The sequence below is a fragment of the Luteibacter yeojuensis genome (genome assembly GCF_011742875.1).
Classification (GTDB): Bacteria; Pseudomonadota; Gammaproteobacteria; order Xanthomonadales; family Rhodanobacteraceae; genus Luteibacter; species Luteibacter yeojuensis.
Genome location: NZ_JAAQTL010000002.1, coordinates 16804 through 43279 on the forward strand (window position 1 = coordinate 16804; position 26476 = coordinate 43279).

The window sequence follows — 26476 nt, forward strand, 5'->3', positions numbered from 1 at the left end:
CTCACTCATCGCGGCGATAGGTCAACGAAGTGATCTGTTCGGACACGAGTCCGATGAGAAACACGATCACTCCCGCGCTCCACATCAGCGTGCTTCCGTTGGTCAGACGACCGGAAGCAACATAAGTGAAGGCGTAGTTGACAAACCCCAGCCCGATAAATGCGAGGCTGACGGGCGCGAAGAGCTTCAACGGCGAGTAAAGGGTGGCGATCTTGAAGATGATCAACAGAAAACGGATGCCGTCCTTGAGTGGCTTGATATGGCTCTTGCCTATCCGCTCCGCTGCCTTGATGGGCTCATAGGCCACACCATAAGCACTGCGAAAGAAGGCCATTGTACTGGTGGTGGGATACGAGAATCCGTTCGGCAGGAGATGGAGGAATTCGCGAAAGCGATGCGCACGGGTGACGCGAAAGCCAGAGGTCAGGTCGGCGACGACGTGCCCTGTCATCCGACTGGCAAGCCAGTTATAGAGTGTGTTCGCAAGCCCTCGCCCTACCCCGGCCTGGCTTTCCCAGTCGCGGGCACCGATGACCATGTCGTAGCCCTCCTCAAGCCGGGCAACCAACCTCTCAATGTCGGCGGGATCATGCTGCCCATCACCATCCATGAACACCAGGATGTCCCCAATGGCGGCTCGCGCTCCACGCTTGATGGCCGCTCCATTTCCCATGGAATACGGCGAAGAGAGGCATGTCACACCGCTATCGGCACATACGGCCTTCGTATCGTCGGTCGATCCGTCGTCCACCACGATGATCTCCGCGCCCGGCTGGGCGGCGGTCAATCGAGGCAACAGATTTTTCAGAGCGGCCGCCTCGTTCTTGGCGGGCAGGATGATGCTTAGACGACTCAAGGTAGCTCCCCCATGGTCGTTGAATCATAAGGGATATCCGCGACAGGAAACGAGAAGGACACCGCGGAGTGGGTTCGTGCAGGAAATACCCGCCCCGTCACATGACCTTGCGTGACCAATCTTATAATCTGGAGTAGATTCAGGCGCGTATCTCGGGGAAACGTCCACATGGCTTCACAAATGCATCAGCCCATGCTCGCTGGCCTGACCGGCATGGCCCGACGCCTCGTCAGCGAGAACGTCCTGCCTGAGGCCGACGTCCGCAAGGCCGTGCAGGACTCCGCGGAGAAGCGCATCTCCCTCTCCGCCTGGCTGGTCGACCACAACCTCGTGGACAGCGCCAAGCTCTCCCAGGTGGCCTCGGCCGAATTCGGCATGCCCCTCATGGATATCGGCGGCATGGCCCCGGCCAACATGCCGCTGGACCTGGTGACCGAGGCCCTGGTCACCAAGCACCAGGCCCTCCCCCTCTTCAAGCGCGGCAAACGTCTCTTCGTCGGCATCGCCGACCCCATGCAATCGCACGCGCTGGACGAGATCAAGTTCCACTCGAACCACATGGTCGAGCCGGTCCTGGTCGAGCGGGGCCAGTTGCGCCGGATCATTGACAGCGCACTTTCGGCAATGAGCGCCAGCGTGCCGGGCTTCGAGGATGGCGGCCTCGACGAACTGGTGATGGAGCACGGTGACGAGGACGGCGACGGCACCACCGGCATCGATGCCAACGCCAACGATGACGCCCCCGTCGTCAAATTCGTCAACAAGATCCTGGTCGATGCCATCAAGCGCGGCGCGTCGGACATCCACTTCGAGCCCTTCGAGTCGGTCTACCGGGTACGCCTGCGCATGGACGGCATCCTGCGCATCGTGGCCACGGCCCCGATCAAGCTGGGCAACCGCATCGCCTCGCGCATCAAGGTCATGAGCGGCCTGGACATCGCCGAGCGCCGCGTTCCCCAGGACGGCCGCATCAAGCTCAACCTGACCAAGACCCGCGCCATCGACTTCCGCGTCAGCACCCTGCCCACGCTGTTCGGCGAGAAGATCGTACTGCGTATCCTCGACGGTTCCTCGGCCAAGCTGGGCATCGACAAGCTCGGCTACGAGGAAGCGCAAAAGAAGCTCTACCTCGACGCCATCGACAAGCCCTACGGCATGGTGCTGGTCACCGGCCCCACGGGTTCCGGCAAGACGGTGTCGCTGTACACCGCCCTCAACATCCTCAACACCGAGGGGCGCAACATCTCCACGGTGGAAGATCCGGTCGAAATCCGCGTCGAGGGCATCAACCAGGTCCAGCAGAACGTCAAACGCGGCATGACCTTCGCGGCGGCCCTGCGCTCCTTCCTGCGCCAGGATCCGGACGTGATCATGGTCGGCGAAATCCGCGACCTGGAAACCGCCGAGATCGCCGTGAAGGCCGCGCAGACCGGCCACATGGTGCTTTCCACCCTGCACACCAATGACGCCCCGCAGACCATCTCGCGCCTGATGAACATGGGCATCGCGCCCTACAACATCACCTCGTCGGTCACCCTGATCATCGCCCAGCGCCTGGCCCGCCGGCTGCACGACTGCAAACGGGCGATTCAGCTGCCGCCGGCCGCCCTGCTGGCCGAGGGTTTTACCCAGGAAGAAATCGACGCCGGGATCACCATCTACGAGGCCGTGGGCTGCGACAGCTGCAACGAGGGCTACAAAGGCCGAGTAGGCATCTACCAGGTCATGCCCATGGTCGAGGATATCCAGAAGATCGTCCTCGAAGGCGGCAACGCCCTGCAGATCGCCGAGGTGGCCAAGAAGGCCGGGATCAACGACCTCCGGGCGTCCGCCCTGCTCAAGGTGCGGAACGGGGTCACCAGCCTGGCGGAGATCAATCGCGTCACCAAGGATTGATGTTCCGCGGGAGCAACGTCAGGATGTGCGCCAGATGGCAGAAAAATAAGCGGAAAGTCGTTCAGACTATCCGCCGGTGCGGGGGCGCCTGGGCGCCCCCGCAAAAAAGTTGAATCCGGGGGGAACATCGCGCCATGGCAGTAGCCACCGCAAACAAGAACACGCGGGCCTTGGGTGCCGCCAGGGCACAGGTCAACAAGCTGACCATGTACGACTGGACGGCGCTGGACAAGCGCGGCAAGCGCATGTCCGGCGAGCTGCAGGCCAAGAATGCCGCCCTGGTCAAGGCCGAGCTGCGCCGCCAGGGCATGAACCCGCAGACCGTGCGCGAACGGGCCAAGCCGCTGTTCGGCTCCTCCGGCAGCACGGTAAAGCCGCGCGACGTCGCCATCTTCAGCCGCCAGATCGCCACCATGATGGCGTCGGGCGTGCCCATGGTGCAGGCCTTCGACATCATCGCGAACGGACAGAAGAACGTCCGCTTCAAGAACATGCTGATCGACGTCAAGTCGAACATCGAGGGCGGTGCGTCGTTGCACGAAGCGCTGGGACAGTATCCCGTCCAGTTCGACGAGCTTTATCGCAACCTGGTGCACGCGGGCGAATCGGCCGGTGTGCTCGACACGATCCTGGATACCGTCGCGACATATAAGGAACGCGTCGAGGGCATCAAGTCCAAGATCAAGAAGGCTCTGTTCTATCCGGCCATGGTCATGGTGGTGGCTTTCCTGGTCACGATGATCCTGCTGCTGTTCGTGGTGCCGGTCTTCCAGCAGACCTTCAAGGACGCGGGCGCCGAACTGCCCGTGCCGACGATGGTGGTCGTCAAGGCGTCCGAGTTCGTACAGGCCTATTGGTGGGCCATCATCGGCGCCGTCGTGGCCGCCGGTTTCGTCTTCGTGGCCGCGAAGAAACGCTCGGCCAAGTTCGCCCACTTCCTCGACCGCATGTCGCTGAAGATTCCGGTCATCGGCAACATCCTGCGGCAGTCGGCCCTGGCCCGCTTCGCCCGTACGCTGGGCGTCACCTTCCAGGCCGGCGTCCCCCTGGTGGAAGCGCTGGAAGCGGTGTCCGGCGCCACGGGCAGCATCGTCTATGGCGAAGCCGTGTTGCAGATGCGCGACGACGTCTCGGTCGGCCACCAGCTGCAGCTGGCCATGCGCCAGACCAACCTGTTCCCGAACATGGTGGTGCAGATGACCGCCATCGGCGAAGAGTCGGGCTCCCTCGACCACATGCTGTTCAAGGTGGCGGAGTTCTACGAGGAAGAAGTGAACAACGCGGTGGACACGCTCAGCAGCCTGCTCGAGCCCTTCATCATGGTGATCCTCGGTGGCCTGGTCGGCGGCATGGTCATCTCGCTGTACTTGCCCATCTTCAAGATCGCCGGAACGACCTGATCGCATAGCCAGTGCACAATACGAGCCCTCCCCCTCGCGGGTGGAGGGCTTTTCTTTGACTTCCGACCAAGCGCCCATGCCCGAACTCCCCCTCGCCTTCTGGATCGCCTTCGCCGCCGTCTTCGGCATGCTCGTGGGCAGCTTCCTCAACGTGGTGATCCTGCGCACGCCGCCGCGCATGCAGTGGGAATGGCGCAAGCAGGCCCGCGAGGTACTGGAGCTGGAACCGGTGGACGAGCCCAGGCCGCCGGGTATCGCGCTGGAATCCTCGCATTGCCCGCAGTGCCGGCACCGGCTGGCGGCCCACGACAACATCCCCGTCTTCGGTTGGCTGTTCCTGCGTGGGCGCTGCCGCTACTGCGGCACGAAGATCTCGGCGCAATACCCCCTGGTCGAACTGTTCACGGGCATAGCGAGCGCGCTGGTGGTCTGGCACTTCGGCCCCACTCCGGCCGCCCTGGCGGGACTCGTGCTCACCTTCTTCCTGATCGCCCTTTCCGGCATCGACACCCGTACCCAGCTGCTGCCGGACGAGCTCAACTACCCCCTGCTCTGGATCGGCCTGGGCCTCACGCTGATCCCGGCCTGGCAGCCGTTGCCCGTGGCCCCGTCCTCTGCGATCCTGGCCGCGCTCATCGGTTACCTGAGCCTCTGGAGCGTGTACTGGCTGTTCAAGCTGCTCACCGGCAAGGAAGGCATGGGCTACGGGGATTTCAAGTTGCTCGCCGCGCTCGGCGCGTGGATGGGTCCGGTGTCGCTGCTGCCGATCATCCTGCTGTCCTCCCTCATCGGCGCGCTCGTCGGCGGCGGCCTCATGCTGTTCCGCAACCATCGGCGCGACGTGCCGATTCCCTTCGGCCCGTACATCGCGGCTGCCGGCTGGGTATGGTTCCTCGCCGGCGACAGGTTGCTGGCGGGTTACCTGCGGATCGCCGGGCTGCAATGAGCTTCGTCGTCGCGCTCACGGGCGGCATCGCTTCGGGCAAGAGCGCCGTGGAACGCCGCTTCGAGGCGCTGGGCATCCGTGCCTACGACGCGGACGTCGCGGCACGCGCCGTCGTCGAGCCGGGATCGGAGGCGCTGGCCGAGGTCGCGCGCGTCTTCGGCACCGCGGTGCTGGACGGCGAAGGCCGGCTCGACCGGGCGGCGATGCGCCAGCGCGTGTTCGAGGATCCCTCGGCACGCGCCACCCTCGAAGGCATCCTGCACCCGCGCATCCGCACCTGGCTGCGCGACGCGGTGGCGGCCGACCGTGGTCCTTACTGCATCCTCTCCATTCCCCTGCTGGTGGAGAACCGCGCCCATTACGCCTGGGTGGATCGGGTGCTGGTGGTGGATGCGCCCGAAGCGGTGCGGATCGAGCGGCTTACCCGCCGCGACGGCATCGATGCCGTGCTGGCGGCGAAGATGGTCGCGGCGCAGGCCTCGCGCGAGGAAAGGCTGGCCATCGCGGACGATGTGATCGTCAACGATGGGGACGAGGCGGCGTTGGATGAGGCCGTGGCGGCGCTGGACCGGCGCTACAGGACGCTTGCCGGCAATCGATTGTAGGAGCCGCTATAGCGGCGAGGGAATCTCGCGGCATGGTCGCAAGATTGCTCTCGCCGCTATAGCGGCTCCTACAAGGGCACTGGCGGCTAGATCAATGACGCCGCCGCGATGCGTTCGGCCACGAAATCCTCGGCCTTCATCGGTTCGGCGATGTGGTAGCCCTGGACGAGGTCGCAGTCCATTTCCACCAGGCGCAGCAGGGTCGCTTCGTTTTCCACGCCTTCCGCGACGGCTTCCATACCCAGACGGTGCGCCACGTCGACCATGGCCTGCACCAGCAACTCCGTGCGGCTGTCGGTGTTCATGGCATCCACGAAGCTGCGGTCGATCTTCAGTTCCGTCGCAGGAAAGTGCCGCAGGTAGGCGAACGAGGCATACCCGGTACCGAAGTCGTCGATCGCCACACGGACACCGCGATCGCGCAGGCAGCGCAGCACGCGCACGCTCATGTCCAGGTCGGTAAGCAGCGCCGTCTCGGTGATCTCCACGATCACGGCGGTGGGCGGCACGCCCCAGATGTCCATGGCGCCCAGCATCTGCTCGGCGAAGCCCGGCTCGGCGAAGACGCGCGGCGAAAGATTGATCGCCACATCCAGCGGGCAGCCGCCGCGATGCAGCGCGGCGGCGTGGCGCAGCGAGGCGTTGAGGCTCCAGCGCGTCAACGGCACGATGAGGTCGCTGCGCTCGGCGAACTGGATGAAGTCGGCGGGCGCCACGTGAATCTGCGCCGTGGTGGTCCAGCGGGAGAGCGACTCCACCCGCACGATTTCGCCGGACCGAAGGTCGCGCAGCGGCTGGAAGGCCACGTGCAGGCGGTTGGCCTCGATGTCCTCGCGGAGCTCGCCGTAGAGGATCTCCACGGGCGTGGCATCGGGCTGGTAAAGGGCGAAGGATTCGCCCACGCGAAGGGCCTCGTCGTGGGCCAGCTCCGCGCGGCGATAGAGCAGCTCCGCCGTCGTGCCGTGCTCGGGGTGTACCGCCACGCCCACGACAGGGCGGCCGTGCCAGGGGCGCTCGCCACGCAGCACCGGCGTATCGAAGGCGCCGACGATGCGTGTGGCCGCCAGGAGCGCATGGGTACGATTGCGCACCGACGGCAGCACGACCACGAACGTATCGTCGCCGGCGACGAACACCGTGTCGAAGTGGCGCACGGCCTCGACGAGGCGCTCGCGCGCGGCCAGCATGATCTGGTTGCCGAACTCGTAGCCGAAACGCAACTGCGCCTCGCGCATGCCTTGCAGCCTCACGACGAGCACGGCGCGCCACCCCGAATCCGGGACCACCCGGTCGAGGATGATCTGCACGGCGGGCAGGATGTCGGCACGCTCACTCATTGAATGAAAAACTCCCTGGGATCGATGCCATGGCTGCCGGCCGGCAGGGTGCGCAGGATTTCGCGGCGAACGGGGTCCGCCTGGTTCATCAGGTCGACGATGAGGAAATCCTCGCGCGGCCCCTTGTCCGCACGCGTCAGAACGGCCACCCGCGGCTGCAGGCGGCGGGCCTGATTCTGCACCATCACGACCGCGACTTCACCCGTGTTGAGTTCCACGAGCGATCCGGTGGGGTACACACCCAGGCAAGCCTGGAACTGTTCGACCAGTTCGCCCTGGAACGCGGTGTCGCGCCCCGCGTAGAGCTGGCGCAGCGCAAGATGCTGGGAAACCGCCGGCCGGTAGGGCCGGGGCGAGGACATCGCGTGGTAAGTGTCGATGATCGCCGCCATGCGGCCGGGAAGCGGGATCTCGTTGCCGGCCAGGCCGCCCGGATAGCCGCTGCCGTCGAAGCGCTCGTGGTGGGTAAGCACCATGTCGCGAACCTCCGGGTCGACGACACCGGAATGATCGAGGATGGCCATGCCTTCGCCAACGTGCTGGCGCGCCAGGCCCCATTCATCGTCGTTCAACGGGCCGTCGCGCGAGAGCAGTTCCTCGGGCATCTGCACCTTGCCCACGTCCATGAGGAGGCCGCCGGCGGCGAGGCTGACGATCACGTCATCGGCGAAACCCATGTGCCGCCCGAAGGCGGCGGCGAGCGTGCTGCACCCGACCGCGTGCTGATACGTATAGCTGTCGCGGTGGCGGAGGCTCTCGATCCAGAAGAAGGCGTCGCTGCTGCGCAAGAGGCTCGCCACCATCGGTCGCACGGCTTTCTCGACGGCGCCCGGTTCGATGGCGCGCCCCTGCCGCAGGTCGTCCACGAGGTGCTCCGCAAAACGTGCCACCCCCTCGAAGGCCTCCTGGGCCCGCGGCACTTCGTCATCGAACGCTACGCTGTCCCGGTACGCATGCCGCGCCACGAGGCGGGGGTTGACCGCCGGCCGGGGCTTGGCCGCGGGGGCGGGAGGCGCCTGGGCGACGACATGGGAAGGCCGCATGATCGTCCGTTCGGGCGTGGCCTGGCGGTGCAGGTCCACGAATACGAACTTGCAGAACTTCGCCAGCCTGTCGATGTCGTCCTGCGACGTGATCGGCACGCCCTGGATCGGGAACGTGGTGTCCGACCATTCGCAATCGAGACGGCTCACGTACATGCCGACCTCCAGGTCGGCCACGAACACGCGTCTCTCCACCAGGTCGTAAACCACAGCCCCCGCCTCCGTCCGACTACTGCACATCCGTTGGGATATCGGCGGTCTTCACCGGATCTTTAGGGACACCGGCATGGAATGTGTGAGGTAACCGGCGGATCGCCGGTCTTATGGAGTAGCCCACTCCCTGGAGCCTCTCCCATGCGCCTCCGTCTGCTTCCCTCCCTGTTCATGGCCCTCACCGCCTGCTCCACCGCCTCCGCCGGCGAGGAAGGCGTCAAGCTGCCCGCCCCCACCGTCGACGCCACGGCCACCGCCGGGGGCGAGGCCTCCGCCGTCTTCGCCGGCGGCTGCTTCTGGGGCGTCCAGGGCGTCTTCCAGCATGTGCGGGGCGTGAAGAGCGTCCGCTCCGGCTACTCGGGCGGCGACGCCGCCCACGCGAACTACGACGACGTGAGCGACGGCGACACCGGCCACGCCGAGTCTGTCCGGGTCGTATACGACCCCGCGCAGGTCAGCTATGGCCAGCTGCTGCAGGTGTTCTTCTCGGTGGCGCAGGATCCCACCCTCCTGAACCGGCAAGGGCCCGACGTCGGCACGCAGTACCGGTCGGCGATCTTCTACGCCAATCCGGAGCAGAAGAAGGTGGCCGAGGCGTACGTGGCCCAACTCAAGGCCGCCCATGCCTTCGCGGCGCCGATCGTCACCCAGGTGACGCCGCTGAAGGGATTCTATCCGGCGGAAAGCGAGCACCAGGACTATATGCACCTGAATCCAGACTCGCTGTACATCGCGATCAACGACCGGCCGAAGGTGCTGGCGTTGCAGCGCCTTTATCCGGAGCGGTATGTAGCCACTTGGGCAAACGGCCGGTAGAAACCGGACTGTGGGAGCCGCTATAGCGGCGAGAAACCAACGGAGCGATGAAGCGGCGAGGCAGATTCCCCTCGCCGCTATAGCGGCTCCTACAGAGTCAGAGCATCGGCAGGTTCAGGCCTTGCTCCTTCGCGCAGGCGATCGCCTCGGGGTAGCCGGCATCGGCGTGGCGCATCACGCCGGTGCCCGGATCGTTCCACAGCACGCGGGCAATCCGCTTGTCCGCCGCCTCGCTGCCGTCGCAGACGATCACCACGCCGCTGTGCTGGCTGTAACCCATGCCGACGCCGCCGCCGTGGTGCAGGCTGACCCAGGTGGCGCCGCCGGCCACGTTGAGCATGGCGTTGAGCAGCGGCCAGTCGCTCACGGCGTCGCTGCCGTCGCGCATGGCCTCGGTTTCGCGGTTCGGGCTCGCGACCGAACCGGAGTCCAGGTGATCGCGGCCGATCACCACCGGCGCCTTCAGTTCGCCGTTGCGCACCATCTCGTTGAAAGCCAGCCCGAGTCGATGACGCTGCCCCAGGCCCACCCAGCAGATGCGCGCCGGCAAGCCCTGGAAGCTGATCCGCTCACGGGCCATGTCGAGCCAGCGGTGCAGGTGCGGATCGTCGGGGATCAGCTCCTTCACCTTCGCGTCGGTCTTGTAGATGTCCTCCGGATCGCCCGAGAGCGCCACCCAGCGGAACGGTCCCACGCCACGGCAGAACAGCGGGCGGACGAACGCCGGCACGAAACCGGGGAAGGCGAAGGCTTCGGCGAGGCCCTCGTCCTTGGCCATCTGGCGGATATTGTTGCCATAGTCGAACGTGGGCACGCCCTTGGCGTGGAAAGCCAGCATCGCCTCGACATGGCGGCGCATGGAGGCCTTCGCCGCGCGTGCGGTGCCGGCCGGATCGCTCTTGCGCCGCTCGAACCACTCCTCCACCGTCCAGCCGGACGGCAGGTAGCCGTTGACCGGATCGTGGGCGCTGGTCTGGTCGGTCACCGCGTCCGGACGGACGCCGCGGCGGACGAGTTCGGGCAGCACGTCGGCCGCGTTGCCCAGGAGGGCCACGGACACCGCGCGGCCTTCCTTCGCGTAGCGGTCCAGACGGGCCAGCGCGTCGTCGAGGTCGGTGGCCTGTTCGTCCACGTAGCGCGTCTTGAGGCGGAAATCGATACGGCTCTGCTGGCATTCGATCGTGAGCGAGGACGCGCCGGCGAGGCTCGCGGCCAGCGGCTGCGCGCCGCCCATGCCGCCCAGACCCGCGGTGAGTATCCAGCGGCCGGCGAGACTGCCGCCGTAATGCTGGCGCCCCATTTCCACGAAGGTCTCGTACGTGCCCTGCACGATGCCCTGCGAACCGATGTAGATCCAGGAGCCGGCCGTCATCTGGCCGTACATCATGAGGCCCTTGCGATCGAGTTCGTTGAAGTGCTCCCAGTTCGCCCAGGCGGGAACGAGGTTCGAGTTGGCGATGAGCACGCGCGGCGCGTCCGGGTGCGACGGGAACACGCCCACCGGCTTGCCCGACTGCACCAGCAGGGTCTCGTCGTCGCGCAGTTCGCGCAGGCTGCGCAGGATGGCATCGAAGCACTCCCAGTTCCTGGCCGCGCGGCCGATACCGCCGTACACCACCAGTTCGGCCGGGTTTTCGGCCACTTCCGGATCGAGGTTGTTCTGCAGCATGCGGAACGGCGCTTCCGTGAGCCAGCTGCGGCAGGTGAGCTCGCTGCCGCGCGGGGCGCGGACGGTGCGGGTGGTGTCGATGCGCGTGAAGGCGGTCATCGGGTGGGACTCCGTCGATCCAGGGAATCCCCGATTATGGTCCCGCCCCGCGACCCGTCGCCAGTGTGGGCTTGGCCGCCCTAGCGGCCCGCCGTACCCGAACGCGCCGGCGCGTTTTCCGTGGTCGCCGGCTGCGGCAGGGTCTGGTAGCGCCGCGCGGCCGCGTCCTGGCGTGCACGGTACAACTGCTGCTCGCTGCGGTCGGCGCTGTCCAGCTGATTGCGCAGCGCCGGATCCGTCGTGTTGGCGCGCTGCCGGTCCAGGTTGCCCTGGCGCAGCTGCTCGCGCAGCGCGTTCTGGTTCTGGCGGTCCTGGAACTGCTGCCTGTCCACCTGCCGCTGCCATTGCTGGCTGGGACTCGGCGTGGTGATGACGATGGGCTTCGGGCGCGGAGGCGGCGCGGGTTTCGCTGGCTGGGTCTGCGCGGCCACCAGCGCGGGAAGCGCCGCAGCCAGCAGGCCCAGCAGGATTTTGCGTGATGAATTGGTCATGGGACTCGTCCATCATGGAAGGATTGTCTGCTCCAGAGCCTACGTCTTCGCCCATGAACGCCACGTTTTCCCGCCGGAGCGCCCTGCTCGCGTTGCTCCTGCTCCTGATGCCGCTGGCCGGCTGCGCCGTTCGCCCTGCCGCGCCCGCCGCGACGCCGCACGCCGTCCTCCTGGTGTCGATCGACGCTTTCCGCGCCGACTACATCGACCGCGGCCTCACGCCGAACCTCGTGGCGCTCGCGCATGACGGCACCACGACGCCGTATATGCTGCCGTCGTTCCCTTCGCTGACCTTCCCCAACCACTACACGCTGGTGACCGGCCGGGTCCCGGATCGCAACGGCATCGTCAACAACACCATGCGGGACGAGCGGCTGGGCAGGTTCAGCCTGGGCAACCGCGACGCCACGGCCGACGGCCGCTGGTGGGCTGAAGCCGAGCCGATCTGGGTCACCGCCCAGAAACACGGGCTGCGCACGGCAACCATGTTCTGGCCGGGAACGGAAGCGGAGATCCATGGCGTACGGCCGGATCACTGGATGCCGTTCGACGACGCGCTGACACCGCGACAGCGCGTGGACAAACTGCTTTCCTGGATCGACGGCGACAGTCCGAAGCCCGTATTCGATACGCTCTACTTCGACGACGTGGACCACGCGGGTCACGCGTTCGGACCGGATTCGCAGGAGGTGAACGATGCCCTGCGCAAGGTCGACGACGCGCTCGGCTACCTCGTCGCGCAACTGCGCCGGCGCGGGCTGTACGACACGACGAACCTCGTCGTCGTCTCCGATCACGGCATGGCCGACGTGCCGCGCGGCAACATCGTGTTCGCCGACGAGGAAACCGACCTCGATGCGCTGGATGCCGTGTCCTACGGCGTGATGGCTACCTTCAACGCGAAGCCCGGGGTGGACGCCTCGCACGCGGTCGCACGCCTGCTGGGTCCGCACGCGCACATGCGCTGCTATCGGAAGGAAGATCTGCCCGCCCGCCTGGATTACGGCAGGAACCCGCGCGTGCCCGCCTATCTCTGCCTGGCGGAAACGGGCTGGTCGATCACCAGCCACGCGACCCTGGCGAAACGCAAGGACCCGATGTCGCGCGGCGAGCATGGCTACGACAACCTGGACCCCAGCATGCGCGCCCTCTTCGTCGCGCGCGGGCCCGATATCGGGCGCGGCGTGACGATCGCGCCCTTCCCCAACGTGGACGTCTATCCGCTCCTGGCCCACTTGCTCGGCCTGGAACCGCTCCCGAACGACGGCAACCTCGACGACGTGAAGGGCGCGTTGCGCGCGACGGGGGCCCCGGCGCGCCAATTCCCGTAGAATCGGGGCATGCGCCAGATCTATACATCGCCCCGCCAGGACAACATCGACCGCATCGTGGCCCTGCTCGACGAGCACGGCATCGAGACGACGGTGACCAACCGCTCGACCTGGAACCGACCGACCTACCAGCGGTTCAGTTATTCGCAGCGCCAGGACGATCGCAACGCCTGGCCGCAGGTCTGGGTAAAGCATGCCGACGATTTCCCGAAGGCGCGCGGCCTGCTGAAGGAGATCGGCATCGAGCCGGTGGTCCGGTTCCAGGAAGAATTGCAGCTGCACCGCCAGCCGGACAACCGTCCGCGGCCCCAGCGCACCGCCTCCCGCGTGCGCCTCATGGTGCTCGCCATCGTCGCCGGGGTGATGCTCATCGCGGTGCTCAGGGCCACACAGGTGCTCTGAGTGGACGGCGCCCGCGCAGTCCCTTCGCCGGCCCACATCGTCCTTCGCGAGTCCACGCGCGCCGCGCACGAGGCGGCCGAGGACTCCCCCGCGATGCGGCGGCTGTTGGCGGGGGAGCTTGGCGAGACGGGTTACCTCGGCTTGCTCGGGGCGCACTGGGACTTGTTCCGCGACTGGGAGGAGCAACGCGGCCGGTGGCTCATGGGCCATGTCGCGGATGCAGGCTGGCGATACCTCTCCCGGGCAAGCCGTCTCGCCATGGATATCCACGGCGCGTGCTCCGTGAACGAGCCGCTAAAGCGGCGAAAGGTGCTCGACTCGGGCTTGCCCGCTGCCGCGGGATCGCCGGCAGCAGCCGGTTCCCATAAGGCCGCGCTCCTGCACGAAGCCTGGGGCGAGCTTTACGTCATCGAAGGCTCGGCCCTCGGCGGGCGCGTCATCGTGAAGCGCCTGCGCGAGCGGTTCCCCACCCTTTCCCATCATTTCTACGCCATCGGCGAAAACGCCGACGAACCGTGGCCCCGCTTCCAGTCGGTGCTCGATCGCGAGCTGACCGATCGGGCCGCGTTGCAGTCCGCCGTCGCCGGCGCGCTGCGGATGTTCGCGCGCTTTCACCAGACGCTACAGGACGACGCCCCGCATGTCTGACCTTCCCGATCTGACCGCCTGCGATCGCGAGCCCATCCACATCCCGGGCTCCATCCAGCCCCACGGCGCCCTGATCGTCGTCGACGCCGTCACACGGACCGTCCTTCAGGCCAGCGAAAACATAGGCGACATCGTCGGCATCGAGGTAGAGACGGCACTCGACGCGCCGCTGCACGAGCTGATCGACCTTCCGGGCGAACTCTTCGGCGCCACGCGCCCCGCGCATAGCGCCTGGGTGCCGGTCGATTTTCCCCATGCGAAAAAGACCGGCGCGTGGCACGCGGCCGTGCATGCCTACGACACCCGCTGGCTCATCGAGATCGAGCCGCGCGAAAGCTACTTCGAGGACGATCCGGCCCGCACCGCCCAGGACATGGCGCGCAGGCTGGAGGGCGATCCCAACGTGGAGCGCGCCGCCGCGCGCACCGCACGCACCATCCGCAGCCTGCTCGGCTACGACCGCGTCATGGTCTACCGTTTCGATCGCGACTGGCACGGCGAGATCATCGCCGAAGCCCGTCGCGACGACCTGGAGGCGTACCTCGGACTGCACTATCCGGCGACCGATATTCCGGCACAGGCGCGCGCCCTCTACCTGCGCAATCGTGTGCGCCAGATCAGCGACTGCAAATACGTGCCCGCCCGCATCCTGCCGGCTTACGACCCGGTGACCGCGACCGCCACCGACCTCAGCGACGTATCGCTGCGCAGCGTCTCGCCGGTGCATCTCGAATACCTCGGCAACATGGGCGTCACCGCGACCCTGGTCGCCTCCATCATCGTCGACGGCCGGCTCTGGGGCCTTGTTTCCTGCCACCACTACAGCCCCTTCTTCGCGGACCACCGCATGCGCGAGGCCGCGGATGCGCTGGCCCGGGCGTTCGCCATGCGCGTGGCCGAGATCGAGGAACTGGCGGAGATCGACATCGAGAGCACGCTGCTCACGGTGCGCGAAAAGCTGATCACCGCGTTCAACGAGAGCGACCGGATCGATCCCGGCATGCTCGCCCGGCTCGCACCCGAACTGCTCGAAGTGGTCGATGCCGACGGTGTGGCCATCCTCGCCGGCGGCCGCGTGGTACGCCACGGCCAGGTGCCCGGCGAAGCCGCGCTGCTGCGTATCCGCGACATCGCCAGCAAGGACGCGATCGACGCCGGCGGCGTGGTGCATACCGACGAGGCCGGCTCGTGGCACGCGGAGCTGGCCGACCCCGCGATCACGGAACTGGCCGCCGGCCTCGTCTACCTGCCCCTGCCATCCGGTCCCGGCGATGCCGTGATCTGGACGCGTACCGAGCAGGTCCGTCAGGTTCGCTGGGGCGGCAACCCCTCGCTGGCCAAGCTGGAGACGATTCCGGGCGCGAGGCTGTCGCCCCGGCAGAGTTTCGAAGCATGGCAGGAAACCGTGCGCGGCCGCTCACGGCCCTGGTCGCGCCAGCACCTGGACTCGGCGCGTGCATTGCGTGAACTGATCGAACAATCGCGGTGACGCGCCGCCCGCCGTGGCGCTATAACATCGGGGCATGACCGACCGTGTCCGCCTGTTCCAGACCTTGCCGCACACCTGCGGCTATTTCGCCGAGCGGACGGCGCAGAACCTCGTGGTCGATCCCGGTGCGCCGCATCTCGACAGGCTCTACGGACCCGCGCTCGCCAAGGGATTCCGCCGGGCGGGCGGCCACCTCTACCTTCCGCAGTGCACCGCATGCCAGGCCTGCGTGCCCTGCCGTATCGATGTCGACGGCTTTTCCATCGACCGCGGCCAGCGGCGCTGCCTGAAGCGCAACGCCGACCTGACGGTAAACGAGCAGATGCCGGGTTTCACCCACGAGCGGCACGCGCTCTACCAGCGCTACCTGCATGCGCGGCACAGCGGCGGCGGCATGGACGCGGCGGACGCGGAGGATTTCCAGCGCTTCCTCGCGGCACCCTGGAGTCCCACGCTGTTCCTGGAATTCCGCAAGGGGCGGCGGCTGCTTGGCGTCGCGGTGACCGACATGGCGCTGGCCGGCCTTTCGGCCGTCTATACATTCTTCGATCCGGACGAGCAGGCGCGGAGCCTCGGCACCTTCGGGATCCTGCAACAGGTGGAACTGGCGAAGCGGCGCGGCGTGCCGTATGTCTACCTGGGCTTCTGGATCGCCGGGCACCCGAAGATGGATTACAAGCGGCACTTCAAGCCGCTGGAAATCCGCAAGCATGGGCGCTGGATCCCGATGCCATGATTTCGCAGCCCTGTAGGAGCCGCTATAGCGGCGAGGAAACCTTGCGATAACGCGGCAAGATTGCTCTCGCCGCTATAGCGGCTCCTACAGGGGCAGGTCAGCGCCTTGCCCAGCGCGCGATCACCTCGTGCATCGCCTCGATGCCGTCGAACAGCGCCGCCGGGCCGGGCTGCAGGATGATCGGCGACTTGATCTCGTGCAACTCGCCGTCGCGGACGGCGGGCATGTCGGCCCAGCCTGGACGGGCGGCCACGCGTTCCGGCCGGAAGCGCTTGCCGCACCAGGAGCCGAAGACGATGTCCGGCGCACGCCGGACCACTTCCATCGGGTCCGCGAGGATACGCTGCTTCGCCAACGGCTCCTCGAGCAGTTCCGGAAACACGTCGTCGCCGCCGGCGATGCGCACCAACTCGCCCACCCAGCGGATGCCGGTGATGAGCGGCTCGTCCCACTCCTCGAAATACACCCGCGGCCGACGTGGCAAGGCGGTCGCCTGCGCGGCGATCCGGGCCAGCTGCGCTTCGACCCGCCGGGCCAGCTCCTCGGCTTTCGCCGTGGCGCCGACCATGGCGCCCAGACGGCGGATATAGGCCACGATGCCATCCACGCTGCGGTGGTTGCTGATCCATACCTCCACGCCCGCCCGGATAAGCTCCTGTGCGATGTCGGCCTGCAGGTCGGAGAAGCCAATGGCGAGATCGGGTTTCAGGTCGAGGATCTGGCCGATCTTCGCGCTGGTGAAAGCGGAGACTTTCGGCTTTTCCTTGCGTGCCCTCGGCGGCCGCACGGTGAAGCCGGAAATACCGACGATGCGATGCTCCTCGCCGATGGCGTAGAGGACTTCGGTCGGTTCTTCGGTGAGGCAGACGATTCGCTGCGGATAGGCGTCGGACATCAGTGGCCTGAGACGGTTACTGTGATCTTGCGCTGGTGCGCTTCGTGACGGTGCTCGTAGAGGAACACGCCCTGCCACGTCCCGAGCAAGGGCTTGCCGCCGTGCACGGGGAGCGAGAGCGAGACGCCGGTGAGCACCGCGCGCACATGGGCGGGCATGTCGTCGGGGCCTTCGTCGCGATGCCGGAACAGCGGATCGCCGTCGGGCACGAGACGCGCGAAGAACCGCTCCAGGTCGGCCACGACGACCGGGTCCGCGTTCTCGCCGACGAGCAGCGAGGCGCTGGTGTGCTGCACGAAGACATGCGCGACGCCGGTGCCGACCCCGCTCGCGACCACCGCCTCCGCGATGCGGTCGGTGATCTCGCTGAGCGACCGTCCGCGCGTGTGCACGGTGAACGTGGTCTGCGCGATGTGCTGGACGGGCTGGGCTCGGCTCATGGTCGACTCCTAGGGATAAAGCAGACGGCTCGTCCAGCTTGTACCGTCGGCGGCGTGCACGATGCGTTCGTGGAGGCGGAACGTGGCGCCGTACCAGAATTCCACGCGGTCCGGCTCCACGAGGTATCCGCCCCAGTGCGGCGGACGCGGCACGTCGCGGCCCGCGAATTCATTCTCGTAATGCGCCACGCGGTCCTCGAAGGTCTGCCGGTCCGGAAGCTCCCGGCTCTGCTTCGACGCCCACGCTCCGATCTGGCTGCCGCGGGCGCGGGTGGCGAAATAGGCATCCGACTCGTCGGCGTCCGTCTTCGTGGCACGGCCTTCGAAGCGGACCTGGATGCCTTCGCGGATCTGCTTCCAATGGAAGCACAGCGCCACCTGCGCATGCTGCGCGATCTCGCCGGCCTTGGCGCTTTCGTAGTTGGTGAAGAAGCGCAGGCCTTTCTCGTCGATGGCCTTGAGCAGCACGATGCGTGAATGGACCCGGCCGCCGCTGTCCACGGTGGAGAGGTTCATGGCGGTGGGTTCGCGGTCGCCGCTGGCCCTGGCCTCGGCGAGCAGGCCGCGGAAGGTATCGAGGATCGGTGGGGTGAGCATGACGAGGGGGCTATGCTGTCGGCCATGGAATCCGCCGATGCTAGCACGCTGGCCGCTACCGTCCTCGGACGTTTCGAGGGCGCCGTGGCGCAGGCGGAACAGCCTTTCGTCCTCGGCCTCTCGGGGCTGCAGGGCAGCGGCAAGAGCACGCTCGCCGCCGCGCTCGTCGATGCGGCACGGGAGCGTGGCTGGGCTGCGGTGGCGCTGTCCCTCGACGATGTCTACCTCACCCGTGCGGAGCGCGCGGTGCTCGCCGTCGAAGTGCATCCCCTCCTGCGTACCCGCGGCGTCCCGGGCACGCACGACCTCGCCCTGCTCGCCTCGACGCTCGACGCGCTCGCCAAGGCGTCGCCTGGGAAGCCGGTAGCCATCCCGCGTTTCGACAAAGGACGGGACGATCGCCGTGAACCGGCCCTCTGGCCCGCGATCGCCGAACCGCCGAAGCTCGTCGTGCTCGAGGGATGGTGTCTTGGCGTGGAACCGGCGGTCGATCCGGCCGACCTGACCGAGCCGATGAATGCACTGGAGCGATGCGAAGACCCGGACGGCCGCTGGCGGCGATGGGTCGACGCGCGCCTCGCCGAATACCTTCCCGTCTGGAAGCGCATCGACGCGCTGACGCTGTTGCGCGCGCCGTCGTGGGATGTCGTGGCGACGTGGCGTGCGGAAGCCGAAAAGCCCTTGCGCGAGCGTGGCGAACCGGGGGCGATGGACGATGCGGCGCTTTCGCGATTCCTCCAGCATTACGAACGGATCAGCCGGCGGGCGTTGGAGACGCTCGAGCAAAAAGCCGGTTTGACGATCCACCTCGATAAAAGCAGGCGCGCCACAAACTTGTAGGAGCCGCTGTAGCGGCGAGAGCAATCTTGCCGCGTCGTCGCGAGGTTTCCTCGCCGCTATAGCGGCTCCTACACGAGCGAAGCGTAGCCTTCGCGGGCGTCGGGCCATTCGCAGCGGAAGCCCGCGGCGCGCAGCCGCGCGTTGGAGAGCCGTTTGTTTCCCACCCCGGTCGGACCGGGGCCATCGGACGGTAACGGCGCACCGAGAAGGCGGGCGATGGCGTCATAGAGTTCGTCGATCGGCAGGGGCGTATCGTCGACGCCCACATAGACTGCCTCCGTTGCGTCGAGGTCCAGGAGAAACGCCAGCGCCGCCGCCGCATCGTCGACATGGATGCGGTTGGCGTAGACACGCCGTCCGCGCGGCACCGCCGCCTTGCCTTCGCGCAGCCGTTCGAACAACTGCGTCCGCCCGGGCCCGTAGAGGCCGGCGAGCCGCAGCGATACCCCACCCGCACCGCGCGAGGCCAGCCAGCGTTCCGCCTCGAGCAGCACCCGTCCGTTGAAGCCCGGCGGATCGGGCGGCGTATCCTCGTCCACCCAGGCGCCGCCGTGTTCGCCATAGACGGCCGAGGACGACACGAAGATCGTCCGTTCCGGCGGTGCCGGTAGCGCCTCCCACAGGTGACGCAGGCCGTCGACGAACACGGCGCGGTAAGCGGCCTCGTCGCGCGCGTCCGGCGCGGGTGCGAACACCAGGGCGTCCACCCGGGGCAGCCCGGCAAGCGTTTCCGGCCGCGTCAGGTCGCCGCGCAGCCACGCGATACCGTCGCCGCCGGCCGCCTCGCCGCGGCGCAGGGCGAACACTTGCCGCCCCTCCGCTACCAGGCGCCGCGCCAGCCGCGTGCCAACGTCGCCGGCACCGGCCACCAGCACCGTTTCGTATCTCCGGGAAAGGCTTGTTGCTAGCATGAGCGCGATGAATCCTTCGCCCAACCTGTTCCTCGTCGGCCCTACGGGCGCCGGCAAGACCTCGATCGGACAGCGCCTCGCGGCGCATTACGGCCTGCCCTTTGTCGACCTCGACGTGGAGATCGAAAGGCGCTGCGGCACGACGATCGCCGAACTCTTCGCGAACGAAGGCGAGGCGGGTTTCCGCGCGCATGAACGCGCGCACCTGGACGAGTTTAGTCTGCGCGAAGGCATCGTGCTCGCCACGGGAGCCGGCGCCGTGCTCGACCCGGCCAGCCGCGAGGCGCTGATGTCGCGCGGCACCGTGCTGATGCTCGGCGTGGATGTGGACGAACAGCTCGACCGTCTCCAGGGGGACACCGCGCGCCCCCTGCTCGCCGTCGACGACCGCCGAGGCCGCCTTGAATCGCTGGCCGAACACCGCAACCACCTGTACGAGGAGATCGCGGACCTGATCTTCCGCGGACGGCGCGAAAGCGTCGACGATGCCGTGCCCCGCGCCATCGCCCTCCTCGACCGTCACTGGAAACGCACCTGATGGAAACCCTGCATGTCGACCTCGCGGGTCGCAGCTACCCGATCTGGATCGGCCCCGGCCTTCTCGGCGACAGCGCACGCTGGCGTGCGCTCATCCGCGGCAGACAGGTGCTCGTCGTAAGCAACACCACCGTCGCCCCCCTTTATCTCCACTCGCTGGCGAAGGGTCTGGAAGGCTTGCACTGGTCGTCATTCCTGCTGGACGACGGCGAGACGCACAAGACCTTCGCCAACGTGGGCCGCGTCCTGGAAGCCCTGGGCGAACTCGGCGCCAGGCGCGATGCCTGCATCGTCGCGCTCGGCGGCGGCGTGGTCGGCGACCTCGCCGGATTCGCCGCCGCCTGCTGGATGCGCGGGATCGACTTCATCCAGATGCCGACCACCCTGCTGGCGATGGTCGATTCCTCGGTGGGCGGCAAGACCGGCGTGAACCTGCCGGTGGGCAAGAACCTGGCCGGTGCGTTCCACCAGCCGCGCGGCGTGGTGGCGGACACCGATCTGCTCCGCACGCTGCCGCAGCGCGAATACCGCGCAGGCATGGCCGAGGTCGTGAAGGGCGCCGCCATCGGCGACCCCGACTTCTTCGCGTGGCTGGAAGCGAACGCCGACGCGCTCGCCGCGCGTGAACAGGCACCGCTGATCGAGGCGATCGCGCGCAAGTGCGCCTACAAGGCGGGCGTGGTGTCGCGCGACGAAACCGAACAGGGCGAGCGCGCCCTGCTCAACCTCGGGCACACCTTCGGCCATGCGATCGAAACCGCCGGCAACTACAGCGAGATGCTGCACGGCGAAGCCGTGGCCATCGGCATGGTGCTCGCCGCCCGTCTGTCCGAGCGGCTGGGCATGGCCGGCGCCGGGGATACGGCTCGCCTGGTCGCCCTGCTCGGCCGCCTGGGACTGCCTACGGAGCCCTCGGGCCAGCATCCGGCCAGCCGCCTGCTGGAGCTGATGCGCCTGGACAAGAAGAACAGCGCCGGTACCCAGCGCCTGATCCTCTGGCGCGGCATCGGCAAGGCCGAAATCGTGGCCCATGTCCCCGAGGCCGCGGTGCTCGACGTGCTGCTACCCGGCTGACCGCCATCTGCACCAGCAAACCTCCTACAATGATCGGCCCTGCGCCTGTCACGGATCGCTGATGCGGATCTACCTGCAAACCATGCCCGAAGCGGGGGCGGAGTCGCCCCGTTACGTCCAGATCACGCTCGAGCAGGATCTGCTCGGCGGCTGGACCCTGTACCGCGAGAGCGGCGTGCAGGGCGGCAAGGCCATGCTCAAGCGCGAGGTGTACGTCGACCGCGACGCTGCGCTGGCCGCATTCACCAAGGCGCGCGACGCCCAGATCAAGAAAGGTTTCAAGGTCATGTTCAGCCAGGGACAGGAGTCGGCGCATGGCCGCTGAACTCCGCAACGACCGTTTCCTCCGCGCCCTCCGCCGCGAACCGACCGACACCACGCCCATCTGGGTGATGCGCCAGGCCGGTCGCTACCTCCCGGAATACCGCGCCACGCGCGCCCGGGCCGGCAGCTTCATGGGGCTGGCGACCCACCCCGAATACGCCTGCGAAGTCACGCTGCAACCGCTGCGACGCTTCGCGCTGGATGCCGCCATCCTGTTCTCGGACATCCTCACCATTCCCGACGCGATGGGCCTCGGCCTTTCGTTCGAACAGGGCGAGGGTCCGCGCTTCGCGCGTCCGTTGCGCGACGCTGCCGCCATCGAGGCACTGGCCGTACCGGACATGGACGGGGAACTGCGTTACGTGATGGACGCGGTACGCCTGATCCGCAAGGAACTGGACGGACGCGTCCCGCTGATCGGCTTCTCCGGCAGCCCGTGGACGCTCGCCTGCTACATGGTCGAAGGCGAGGGCTCGCGCGACTTCGCGCGGGTGAAGGCCCTGGCGTGGGACCAGCCTGCCCTCGCGCACCGGCTACTGGATACCGTGGCCCGCTCGGTCGCCGCATACCTCGTTGCCCAGGCCCATGCCGGCGCGCAGGCGCTGATGGTGTTCGACACCTGGGGCGGCCTGCTCGGTCCGGGACCGTTCCGCGAGTTTTCCCTGCGCTACATGGCCCAGGTGGTCGAAGCGCTGAAGGCCGATCCGGTCAGCCGGGACCTGCCGGTGATCCTCTTTTCCAAGGGCGCGGGCGGTCAGCTGGAAGCACTGGCCGACACCGGCTGCGCGGGGCTGGGCGTCGACTGGACGCTGGACATCGGCGAAGCCCGCCGCCGCGTGGGCGACCGCGTGGCACTGCAGGGCAACCTCGACCCGGCGGTACTGCGCGCCTCACCCGAGGTCGTGGCACGCGAAGCCCGCGCGGTACTGGATGCCTTCGGCAACCACCCGGGGCACGTGTTCAACCTGGGCCACGGGATCACGCCGGAAGTGGATCCGGAAAACGTGAAGGTGCTGGTGGATACCGTGCACGAGCACGGGCGCGCCCTTCGCGCTTGAGCCGTTGAGGGGCCTGCCCTCGCCGCCATAGCGGCGAGAGCCCGAACTCAGAAGCGATTGGGCCCCGCGATATGGCACTTCGCCAGTTCGCCGCGGGCCGCGTTCGCGCCGTTGCCGTCGCCGGCCTGCAGGCGCATCTCCACGACGGTCTGCCAGTTGCGGGCACACAGGCTGCCCGACTTCGGACCCATCTCGTACGACTGCTTGGCCAGCTTCTCCGCCAGCGGGTATGCCTGGCGGCGGATGGCGATCTCGGCGCGGTCCTGAATGAGTTCCGGCGCCTCGGGAGCCATCTTCAGTGCCTGCACCAGCTTCGCATCGGCCTCGTCGTATTTGCCGGCGCGCTCGTCCGCCTGCGCCGCGTGCTCGAGACCCTGGACGCCCGGATCGCGCAGCGGCGCGACCTCGATCGCGGATTTTTCGCGTTCGCCCGCGGCGCGGACCTGGGCGACGATGTCGTAGGCGGGCTTGCTGGGGCGGGTGGCCTGCGGCGGGGCGGGCTGGCTGCAGGCGGCGACAAGCGTGACGGCGGCGATGGCACAGAAACGAAGGCGATACATGGGTCAATCCGTAGGATTACTGGGAACCGCCGGGGCGGATGGCTCGGCGTCGCCGCCGAACATACCCTTGAATCGCTGCCAGAAACAGCCCTCCTCCGCTTCGGGTGCGTAACCCGACACGAACGGGAACGGGCGCGCGCCTTCGCACGACGGGTCCGTGCGCTTGCCGGTCTGGGGATTCACATAGGCCATTTCGAGGCCATCGCCCAGCGCGGTGGACAGCGGCCGGGTGGGCATCTTGCGGAACAGTTCCTGCCACACCCGCATGCTGCCGGTGGCGCCGTAGAGGCCCGTCGGCTTGTTGTCGTCGCGGCCCATCCAGACGACGGCGAGACGGTCGCCGGTGAAGCCGGCGAACCAGCTGTCGCGCTGGCTGTCGCTCGTGCCCGTCTTGCCCGCCGCGTGCAGCCACGAGAGGCCCGAGTTGCCGATGGCCGCGGCGGTGCCGCTCGTGACCACCTGCTGCATGGCCCAGGTGGTGAGTCGCGTGGCGGTCTGGTACTCGCCTTCGCCGCCCTTCACTTCGTAACGCTTGATCGCCTGGCCCCTGGCATCCATCACGCCGCGCACTGCAACCAGCGGCAGCGCATGGCCGTCGGCCGCGATGTATTCGTACAGCTGCGCGACCTGCAACGGCGAAAGGTCCACCGCGCCGAGCAGCAGCGACGGGCTGGGATTCACGTCCTCGAGCCCGAAGGATTCGAGGAAGCCCTTGATCCGTGGCACGCCCACCTGCAAGCCGAGATTCACCGTGGCGAGGTTCCACGAGTGGACCAGCGCGTCCAGCATCGGCACCTGCCCATGGATCTCCCGGTCGTCGTTCTGCGGTGTCCACGGCTTGCCGTCGGGCTGGCGCATGTTGATCGGCGAATCGTCCACGATCGACGCCAGCGACCACCGCGAGGGCTGCGCCAGCGCCACGAGGTAAACGAGCGGCTTCACCAGCGAGCCGATCGGCCGGCGGGCGTCCAGCGCGCGGTTGAAGCCCTGGTCGCCCGGCTCGCGCGAGCCGACCACGGCGAGCACGCTGCCGTTGGTCGTGTCGGCCACCACCGCCGCCGCCTGCGCGGCGGCGCCGCGCTTGCCCAGTGCCTTGGCCGTGGTCAGGATCGCCTGCTCGGTGTACAGCTGCGCCGCCGGATCGAGTGTGGTGAAGATCGACAGGCTGCCGTCGCGCAGGGCCGCTTCGTCGAAGTCGGCGGTGATCTGCGAGCGGACGAGCTGCATGAACGCCGGGAAGCGGTTGTGCGGAAGCTGCGCGTTGGCGGCAATGCCCAGCGGCGTGGCCTGCGCGGCCTTCGTCTGCGCGTCGTCCAGGAGGCCGGTGTCGTGGAACTGCTGGAGCACGAGGTTGCGGCGGGCCAGCGCGCGGTCCGGATAACGGCGCGGATCGTAGTAGCTCGGACCTTTGACCAGTCCGATGAGCAGGGCGATCTCCTGCGGACGCAGATCTTCCAGACGGCGGCCGAAGAAGAACTCGCCGCCCGCGGCGAAGCCGTGCACGGCCTGGTTGCCCTGCTGGCCGAGGAACACCTCGTTGACGTAAGCCTCGAGGATCCGTCCCTTCGAGTAATGCGCTTCCATGAGCAGCGAGAGGATCGCCTCGTTCACCTTGCGCAGCATGTTCTGGCTGCGGTCGAGGAAGAGGTTGCGGACAAGCTGCTGGGTAAGCGTGGAGCCGCCCTGCACGGTGTGCCCCGCGCGCAGGTTGGCGAAGGACGCGCGCAGGATCGCCGAGAAATCGAGGCCGATATGGTTCTTGAAATCGCGGTCCTCGACGGCCTGCAGGCCCTGCACGAGCAGCGGCGGCACGTTTTCGAGGCGGACGATGCGGCGTTCCTCCTGCTGTGCGCCGTAAAACGTGGCGATGCGTGCCGGATCGAGGTGGATCGCCTTGATCGGCTTGCCGTTCGCATCGTCCACCAGCGAAGCGACCTGCCCGTTCGACAACGACACGCGGATGCGGTGCGGCAGTTCGCCGCCGTCCGGACCGGCGTAACCGTGCGAGGCGATGAGAAAGCGCGAACCGTTCTTCGAGTAGCTGCCCTGGATCTTGCCGCCGCCTTCCGTGGTGTACCCCGCGAAGGTGAGTTCCAGCTCCAGCGAGGCCGGCGTCATCGGAATGCCTTGTGCCAGCGGCAACGGACGCGCGTATACGCGCGTGGGCACCGCGAAGACGAGGTCGTTGAAGCGATCTTGCAGGCGCGCGTTGAGGATCAGCGTGTAAGGCAGGAGGAAGCCGAACACGAGCCCCATCATCAGCCAGAAGGGAATGCGCAGCCAAGGCCAGCTGACGCGCAGGAGGGAGCCGAGACGATTCAGGAAAGCCAACGCGGGGAAGTCCTGGAGAGGAAGACGTCCGGGGATGATAGGGGCAGTCCCCCGGCGCCCATCTGAACGGATGCTGGCAAAGCGATGGCGATGGCCGTCAGTTCGCCGGGCGCCAGGTCGCCGAATCGGGCCGGAACGGGCGCGGATGCACGTCGAGAACCCGCTCCAGCTCGCTATTGTCGGCGATCAGGTCGCTATCGAGGCGCTGGACGGCCCCGCGCAGCGCCGGCAGGGCACGCGCCGCAAGCTGGAGTGCCATGCGGGGAATCGGCAGCGGCAAGGTCGTTCCACCCGCGCTGAGACGTGCGCGCCGGAACATTTCCGCGGCGCTCATCCGCTCGCCGCCGCCGATCGGAAAGGTTCGTCCGCGGGCGAAGGGGGAAATGAGGGCGGCGACGACAGCCGCCGCAATGTCGTCGGCATGCACCGGCTGACGCTCTCCGCGGCCTGCCGGAAGGGGAAATATCCGCCGCCGCAGCGCGGCTTGAACGATGGGCGTCAGGCTCTTGTCCTCGCCCGCCCCGTAAATGAGGGTCGGACGGAACAGCGTCCAGGGCATACCGCGCGAGGCGCAGGTGGCGATCAGCGTGGTTTCCGCGTCGCGCAGGCGCCGGGAGAGCTCGCGCTCGGCGGGCACGTCGGAATCGCGCTTCGTTTCCGCGCTCATCGACGATGTGGCGATGAGGTGCGGCGTGCCCACCAGCCGCGTGGCCGACAGCCAGGGAGCGAGGTGGTCGAGCGGACCGAGGCTGATGACGGCGCGCAGGGGCGGAAGCTCCGGCATGGCGCCGGGCAATTCGCCACGAAGCCAGCGTGGATCGCCGGAAACGGCGTTCCTGCTCAGGGCCAGGTACTCGATGCCTTCCGCGTCCAGCCGGGGCAGCAGGAACCGGCCGATCTGGCCGGATGCCCCGATCACCAGGACCTTCATG

Annotated in this window: 27 protein-coding genes; 15 read left to right on the forward strand and 12 right to left on the reverse strand. The window is 67.6% G+C overall.

The window, feature by feature from the left end; genetic code table 11:
* Nucleotide 1: 1 nt before the first annotated feature.
* Nucleotides 2-856: a glycosyltransferase family 2 protein gene (locus HBF32_RS14935; RefSeq protein ID WP_166700588.1), complete on the reverse strand. Its 855-nt coding sequence runs from the start codon at nucleotides 854-856 to the stop codon at nucleotides 2-4.
* A gap of 168 nt (nucleotides 857-1024) precedes the next feature.
* Here HBF32_RS14935 and pilB point away from each other — a divergent pair, with 168 nt between their 5' ends.
* From pilB to coaE, 4 genes are all read left to right on the forward strand, one after another.
* Nucleotides 1025-2752, forward strand: a complete 1728-nt coding sequence (gene pilB / locus HBF32_RS14940; RefSeq protein WP_166700589.1) for a type IV-A pilus assembly ATPase PilB — start codon at nucleotides 1025-1027, stop codon at nucleotides 2750-2752.
* 134 nt (nucleotides 2753-2886) lie between these two features.
* On the forward strand, nucleotides 2887-4152 hold the full coding sequence (locus HBF32_RS14945; protein WP_166700590.1) for a type II secretion system F family protein: 1266 nt from the start codon (nucleotides 2887-2889) through the stop codon (nucleotides 4150-4152).
* A 76-nt stretch (nucleotides 4153-4228) separates the two neighbouring features.
* Nucleotides 4229-5098 carry a prepilin peptidase gene (locus HBF32_RS14950; protein WP_166700591.1) on the forward strand — a complete coding sequence of 290 codons (870 nt, stop codon included), beginning with the start codon at nucleotides 4229-4231 and terminating at the stop codon, nucleotides 5096-5098.
* Nucleotides 5095-5703, forward strand: coding sequence for a dephospho-CoA kinase (coaE, locus tag HBF32_RS14955; RefSeq protein WP_166700592.1), 609 nt, complete (start codon nucleotides 5095-5097; stop codon nucleotides 5701-5703). The genes HBF32_RS14950 and coaE overlap by 4 nt, the downstream gene beginning before the upstream one ends.
* Before the next feature lie 86 nt (nucleotides 5704-5789).
* Here coaE and HBF32_RS14960 read toward each other — a convergent pair whose 3' ends face one another.
* A complete protein-coding gene (locus tag HBF32_RS14960; protein WP_166700593.1) occupies nucleotides 5790-7040 on the reverse strand; it encodes a putative bifunctional diguanylate cyclase/phosphodiesterase in 1251 nt (416 codons plus the stop codon).
* Complete coding sequence (locus tag HBF32_RS14965) at nucleotides 7037-8293, reverse strand: HD-GYP domain-containing protein (protein WP_338039807.1); 1257 nt, start codon at nucleotides 8291-8293, stop codon at nucleotides 7037-7039. The genes HBF32_RS14960 and HBF32_RS14965 overlap by 4 nt, the downstream gene beginning before the upstream one ends.
* A gap of 144 nt (nucleotides 8294-8437) precedes the next feature.
* On the opposite strand from HBF32_RS14965, the gene msrA reads away from it, so the two are divergent.
* On the forward strand, nucleotides 8438-9112 hold the full coding sequence (gene msrA / locus HBF32_RS14970; RefSeq protein ID WP_166700595.1) for a peptide-methionine (S)-S-oxide reductase MsrA: 675 nt from the start codon (nucleotides 8438-8440) through the stop codon (nucleotides 9110-9112).
* Nucleotides 9113-9209: 97 nt separating this feature from the next.
* Here msrA and hutU read toward each other — a convergent pair whose 3' ends face one another.
* Nucleotides 9210-10880: a urocanate hydratase gene (gene hutU / locus HBF32_RS14975; RefSeq protein ID WP_166700596.1), complete on the reverse strand. Its 1671-nt coding sequence runs from the start codon at nucleotides 10878-10880 to the stop codon at nucleotides 9210-9212.
* Nucleotides 10881-10960: 80 nt separating this feature from the next.
* The gene (locus HBF32_RS14980; protein ID WP_166700597.1) at nucleotides 10961-11371 is read right to left on the reverse strand and encodes a hypothetical protein; all 411 of its coding nucleotides are present in this window, start codon (nucleotides 11369-11371) and stop codon (nucleotides 10961-10963) included.
* A 53-nt stretch (nucleotides 11372-11424) separates the two neighbouring features.
* Here HBF32_RS14980 and HBF32_RS14985 point away from each other — a divergent pair, with 53 nt between their 5' ends.
* Genes HBF32_RS14985 through HBF32_RS15005 form a run of 5 tightly spaced genes read left to right on the forward strand, consistent with a single transcriptional unit; the run spans nucleotide 11425 to nucleotide 15977 of the window.
* Entirely contained in the window at nucleotides 11425-12702 is a 1278-nt protein-coding gene (locus tag HBF32_RS14985; protein WP_193570509.1) for an alkaline phosphatase family protein, read from the forward strand.
* 9 nt (nucleotides 12703-12711) lie between these two features.
* Nucleotides 12712-13104 (forward strand): putative signal transducing protein, encoded by a 393-nt coding sequence (locus tag HBF32_RS14990; RefSeq protein ID WP_166700598.1) that lies wholly within the window; start codon nucleotides 12712-12714, stop codon nucleotides 13102-13104.
* Entirely contained in the window at nucleotides 13105-13752 is a 648-nt protein-coding gene (locus tag HBF32_RS14995) for a biliverdin-producing heme oxygenase (RefSeq protein WP_166700599.1), read from the forward strand.
* A complete protein-coding gene (locus tag HBF32_RS15000; RefSeq protein ID WP_166700600.1) occupies nucleotides 13745-15241 on the forward strand; it encodes a GAF domain-containing protein in 1497 nt (498 codons plus the stop codon). The genes HBF32_RS14995 and HBF32_RS15000 overlap by 8 nt, the downstream gene beginning before the upstream one ends.
* 34 nt (nucleotides 15242-15275) lie before the next feature.
* Nucleotides 15276-15977, forward strand: a complete 702-nt coding sequence (locus tag HBF32_RS15005) for an arginyltransferase (protein WP_166700601.1) — start codon at nucleotides 15276-15278, stop codon at nucleotides 15975-15977.
* 97 nt (nucleotides 15978-16074) lie between these two features.
* Here the strand turns inward: HBF32_RS15005 and HBF32_RS15010 are convergent, their stop codons facing one another.
* The 3 genes from HBF32_RS15010 to pdxH are packed head-to-tail and all read right to left on the reverse strand — an operon-like array spanning nucleotide 16075 to nucleotide 17909.
* Nucleotides 16075-16872 carry a cobalamin-binding protein gene (locus HBF32_RS15010; protein WP_166700602.1) on the reverse strand — a complete coding sequence of 266 codons (798 nt, stop codon included), beginning with the start codon at nucleotides 16870-16872 and terminating at the stop codon, nucleotides 16075-16077.
* Nucleotides 16872-17312 (reverse strand): secondary thiamine-phosphate synthase enzyme YjbQ, encoded by a 441-nt coding sequence (locus HBF32_RS15015; RefSeq protein WP_166700603.1) that lies wholly within the window; start codon nucleotides 17310-17312, stop codon nucleotides 16872-16874. Before HBF32_RS15015 ends, HBF32_RS15010 begins: the two co-directional genes overlap by 1 nt.
* A gap of 9 nt (nucleotides 17313-17321) precedes the next feature.
* Nucleotides 17322-17909, reverse strand: a complete 588-nt coding sequence (pdxH, locus tag HBF32_RS15020) for a pyridoxamine 5'-phosphate oxidase (protein WP_166700604.1) — start codon at nucleotides 17907-17909, stop codon at nucleotides 17322-17324.
* 24 nt (nucleotides 17910-17933) lie between these two features.
* Between pdxH and HBF32_RS15025 the strand changes: the two genes are divergently transcribed.
* Nucleotides 17934-18749 (forward strand): kinase, encoded by an 816-nt coding sequence (locus HBF32_RS15025; protein ID WP_166700605.1) that lies wholly within the window; start codon nucleotides 17934-17936, stop codon nucleotides 18747-18749.
* Nucleotides 18750-18817: 68 nt separating this feature from the next.
* On the opposite strand, the gene HBF32_RS15030 is transcribed toward HBF32_RS15025, so the two are convergent.
* Nucleotides 18818-19660, reverse strand: a complete 843-nt coding sequence (locus HBF32_RS15030) for an NAD-dependent epimerase/dehydratase family protein (RefSeq protein WP_166700606.1) — start codon at nucleotides 19658-19660, stop codon at nucleotides 18818-18820.
* Between HBF32_RS15030 and HBF32_RS15035 the strand changes: the two genes are divergently transcribed.
* The 4 genes from HBF32_RS15035 to hemE all read left to right on the forward strand — a co-directional run bounded on the left by HBF32_RS15035 (nucleotide 19659) and on the right by hemE (nucleotide 22653).
* A complete protein-coding gene (locus tag HBF32_RS15035) occupies nucleotides 19659-20198 on the forward strand; it encodes a shikimate kinase (RefSeq protein ID WP_338039808.1) in 540 nt (179 codons plus the stop codon). The two genes, HBF32_RS15030 and HBF32_RS15035, sit on opposite strands and share 2 nt — an antisense overlap.
* On the forward strand, nucleotides 20198-21271 hold the full coding sequence (gene aroB / locus HBF32_RS15040) for a 3-dehydroquinate synthase (RefSeq protein WP_166700607.1): 1074 nt from the start codon (nucleotides 20198-20200) through the stop codon (nucleotides 21269-21271). Before HBF32_RS15035 ends, aroB begins: the two co-directional genes overlap by 1 nt.
* A gap of 61 nt (nucleotides 21272-21332) precedes the next feature.
* Nucleotides 21333-21596, forward strand: coding sequence for a WGR domain-containing protein (locus tag HBF32_RS15045; RefSeq protein ID WP_166700608.1), 264 nt, complete (start codon nucleotides 21333-21335; stop codon nucleotides 21594-21596).
* Entirely contained in the window at nucleotides 21586-22653 is a 1068-nt protein-coding gene (gene hemE, locus HBF32_RS15050; protein WP_166700609.1) for a uroporphyrinogen decarboxylase, read from the forward strand. The genes HBF32_RS15045 and hemE overlap by 11 nt, the downstream gene beginning before the upstream one ends.
* A 47-nt stretch (nucleotides 22654-22700) precedes the next feature.
* Here the strand turns inward: hemE and HBF32_RS15055 are convergent, their stop codons facing one another.
* The 3 genes from HBF32_RS15055 to HBF32_RS15065 all read right to left on the reverse strand — a co-directional run bounded on the left by HBF32_RS15055 (nucleotide 22701) and on the right by HBF32_RS15065 (nucleotide 26475).
* The gene (locus HBF32_RS15055) at nucleotides 22701-23213 is read right to left on the reverse strand and encodes a tetratricopeptide repeat protein (RefSeq protein ID WP_166700610.1); all 513 of its coding nucleotides are present in this window, start codon (nucleotides 23211-23213) and stop codon (nucleotides 22701-22703) included.
* 3 nt (nucleotides 23214-23216) lie between these two features.
* Complete coding sequence (gene mrcB / locus HBF32_RS15060; RefSeq protein WP_166700611.1) at nucleotides 23217-25544, reverse strand: penicillin-binding protein 1B; 2328 nt, start codon at nucleotides 25542-25544, stop codon at nucleotides 23217-23219.
* A gap of 97 nt (nucleotides 25545-25641) precedes the next feature.
* Nucleotides 25642-26475, reverse strand: a complete 834-nt coding sequence (locus tag HBF32_RS15065; protein WP_166700612.1) for an SDR family oxidoreductase — start codon at nucleotides 26473-26475, stop codon at nucleotides 25642-25644.
* Between the last annotated feature and the right edge of the window lies 1 nt (nucleotide 26476).

What these genes read in the sequence shown, in the direction of transcription:
- pilB (WP_166700589.1), top strand. Translation starts at nt 1,025, where the DNA reads ATGGCTTCACAAATGCATCAGCCCATGCTCGCTGGCCTGACCGGCATG.
- HBF32_RS14945 (WP_166700590.1), top strand. Translation starts at nt 2,887, where the DNA reads ATGGCAGTAGCCACCGCAAACAAGAACACGCGGGCCTTGGGTGCCGCC.
- HBF32_RS14950 (WP_166700591.1), top strand. Translation starts at nt 4,229, where the DNA reads ATGCCCGAACTCCCCCTCGCCTTCTGGATCGCCTTCGCCGCCGTCTTC.
- coaE (WP_166700592.1), top strand. Translation starts at nt 5,095, where the DNA reads ATGAGCTTCGTCGTCGCGCTCACGGGCGGCATCGCTTCGGGCAAGAGC.
- HBF32_RS14960 (WP_166700593.1), bottom strand. Translation starts at nt 7,040, where the DNA reads ATGAGTGAGCGTGCCGACATCCTGCCCGCCGTGCAGATCATCCTCGAC.
- msrA (WP_166700595.1), top strand. Translation starts at nt 8,438, where the DNA reads ATGCGCCTCCGTCTGCTTCCCTCCCTGTTCATGGCCCTCACCGCCTGC.
- hutU (WP_166700596.1), bottom strand. Translation starts at nt 10,880, where the DNA reads ATGACCGCCTTCACGCGCATCGACACCACCCGCACCGTCCGCGCCCCG.
- HBF32_RS14980 (WP_166700597.1), bottom strand. Translation starts at nt 11,371, where the DNA reads ATGACCAATTCATCACGCAAAATCCTGCTGGGCCTGCTGGCTGCGGCG.
- HBF32_RS14985 (WP_193570509.1), top strand. Translation starts at nt 11,425, where the DNA reads ATGAACGCCACGTTTTCCCGCCGGAGCGCCCTGCTCGCGTTGCTCCTG.
- HBF32_RS14990 (WP_166700598.1), top strand. Translation starts at nt 12,712, where the DNA reads ATGCGCCAGATCTATACATCGCCCCGCCAGGACAACATCGACCGCATC.
- HBF32_RS15000 (WP_166700600.1), top strand. Translation starts at nt 13,745, where the DNA reads ATGTCTGACCTTCCCGATCTGACCGCCTGCGATCGCGAGCCCATCCAC.
- HBF32_RS15005 (WP_166700601.1), top strand. Translation starts at nt 15,276, where the DNA reads ATGACCGACCGTGTCCGCCTGTTCCAGACCTTGCCGCACACCTGCGGC.
- HBF32_RS15010 (WP_166700602.1), bottom strand. Translation starts at nt 16,872, where the DNA reads ATGTCCGACGCCTATCCGCAGCGAATCGTCTGCCTCACCGAAGAACCG.
- HBF32_RS15015 (WP_166700603.1), bottom strand. Translation starts at nt 17,312, where the DNA reads ATGAGCCGAGCCCAGCCCGTCCAGCACATCGCGCAGACCACGTTCACC.
- pdxH (WP_166700604.1), bottom strand. Translation starts at nt 17,909, where the DNA reads ATGCTCACCCCACCGATCCTCGATACCTTCCGCGGCCTGCTCGCCGAG.
- HBF32_RS15025 (WP_166700605.1), top strand. Translation starts at nt 17,934, where the DNA reads ATGGAATCCGCCGATGCTAGCACGCTGGCCGCTACCGTCCTCGGACGT.
- HBF32_RS15035 (WP_338039808.1), top strand. Translation starts at nt 19,659, where the DNA reads ATGAGCGCGATGAATCCTTCGCCCAACCTGTTCCTCGTCGGCCCTACG.
- HBF32_RS15030 (WP_166700606.1), bottom strand. Translation starts at nt 19,660, where the DNA reads ATGCTAGCAACAAGCCTTTCCCGGAGATACGAAACGGTGCTGGTGGCC.
- aroB (WP_166700607.1), top strand. Translation starts at nt 20,198, where the DNA reads ATGGAAACCCTGCATGTCGACCTCGCGGGTCGCAGCTACCCGATCTGG.
- HBF32_RS15045 (WP_166700608.1), top strand. Translation starts at nt 21,333, where the DNA reads ATGCGGATCTACCTGCAAACCATGCCCGAAGCGGGGGCGGAGTCGCCC.
- hemE (WP_166700609.1), top strand. Translation starts at nt 21,586, where the DNA reads ATGGCCGCTGAACTCCGCAACGACCGTTTCCTCCGCGCCCTCCGCCGC.
- HBF32_RS15055 (WP_166700610.1), bottom strand. Translation starts at nt 23,213, where the DNA reads ATGTATCGCCTTCGTTTCTGTGCCATCGCCGCCGTCACGCTTGTCGCC.
- HBF32_RS15065 (WP_166700612.1), bottom strand. Translation starts at nt 26,475, where the DNA reads ATGAAGGTCCTGGTGATCGGGGCATCCGGCCAGATCGGCCGGTTCCTG.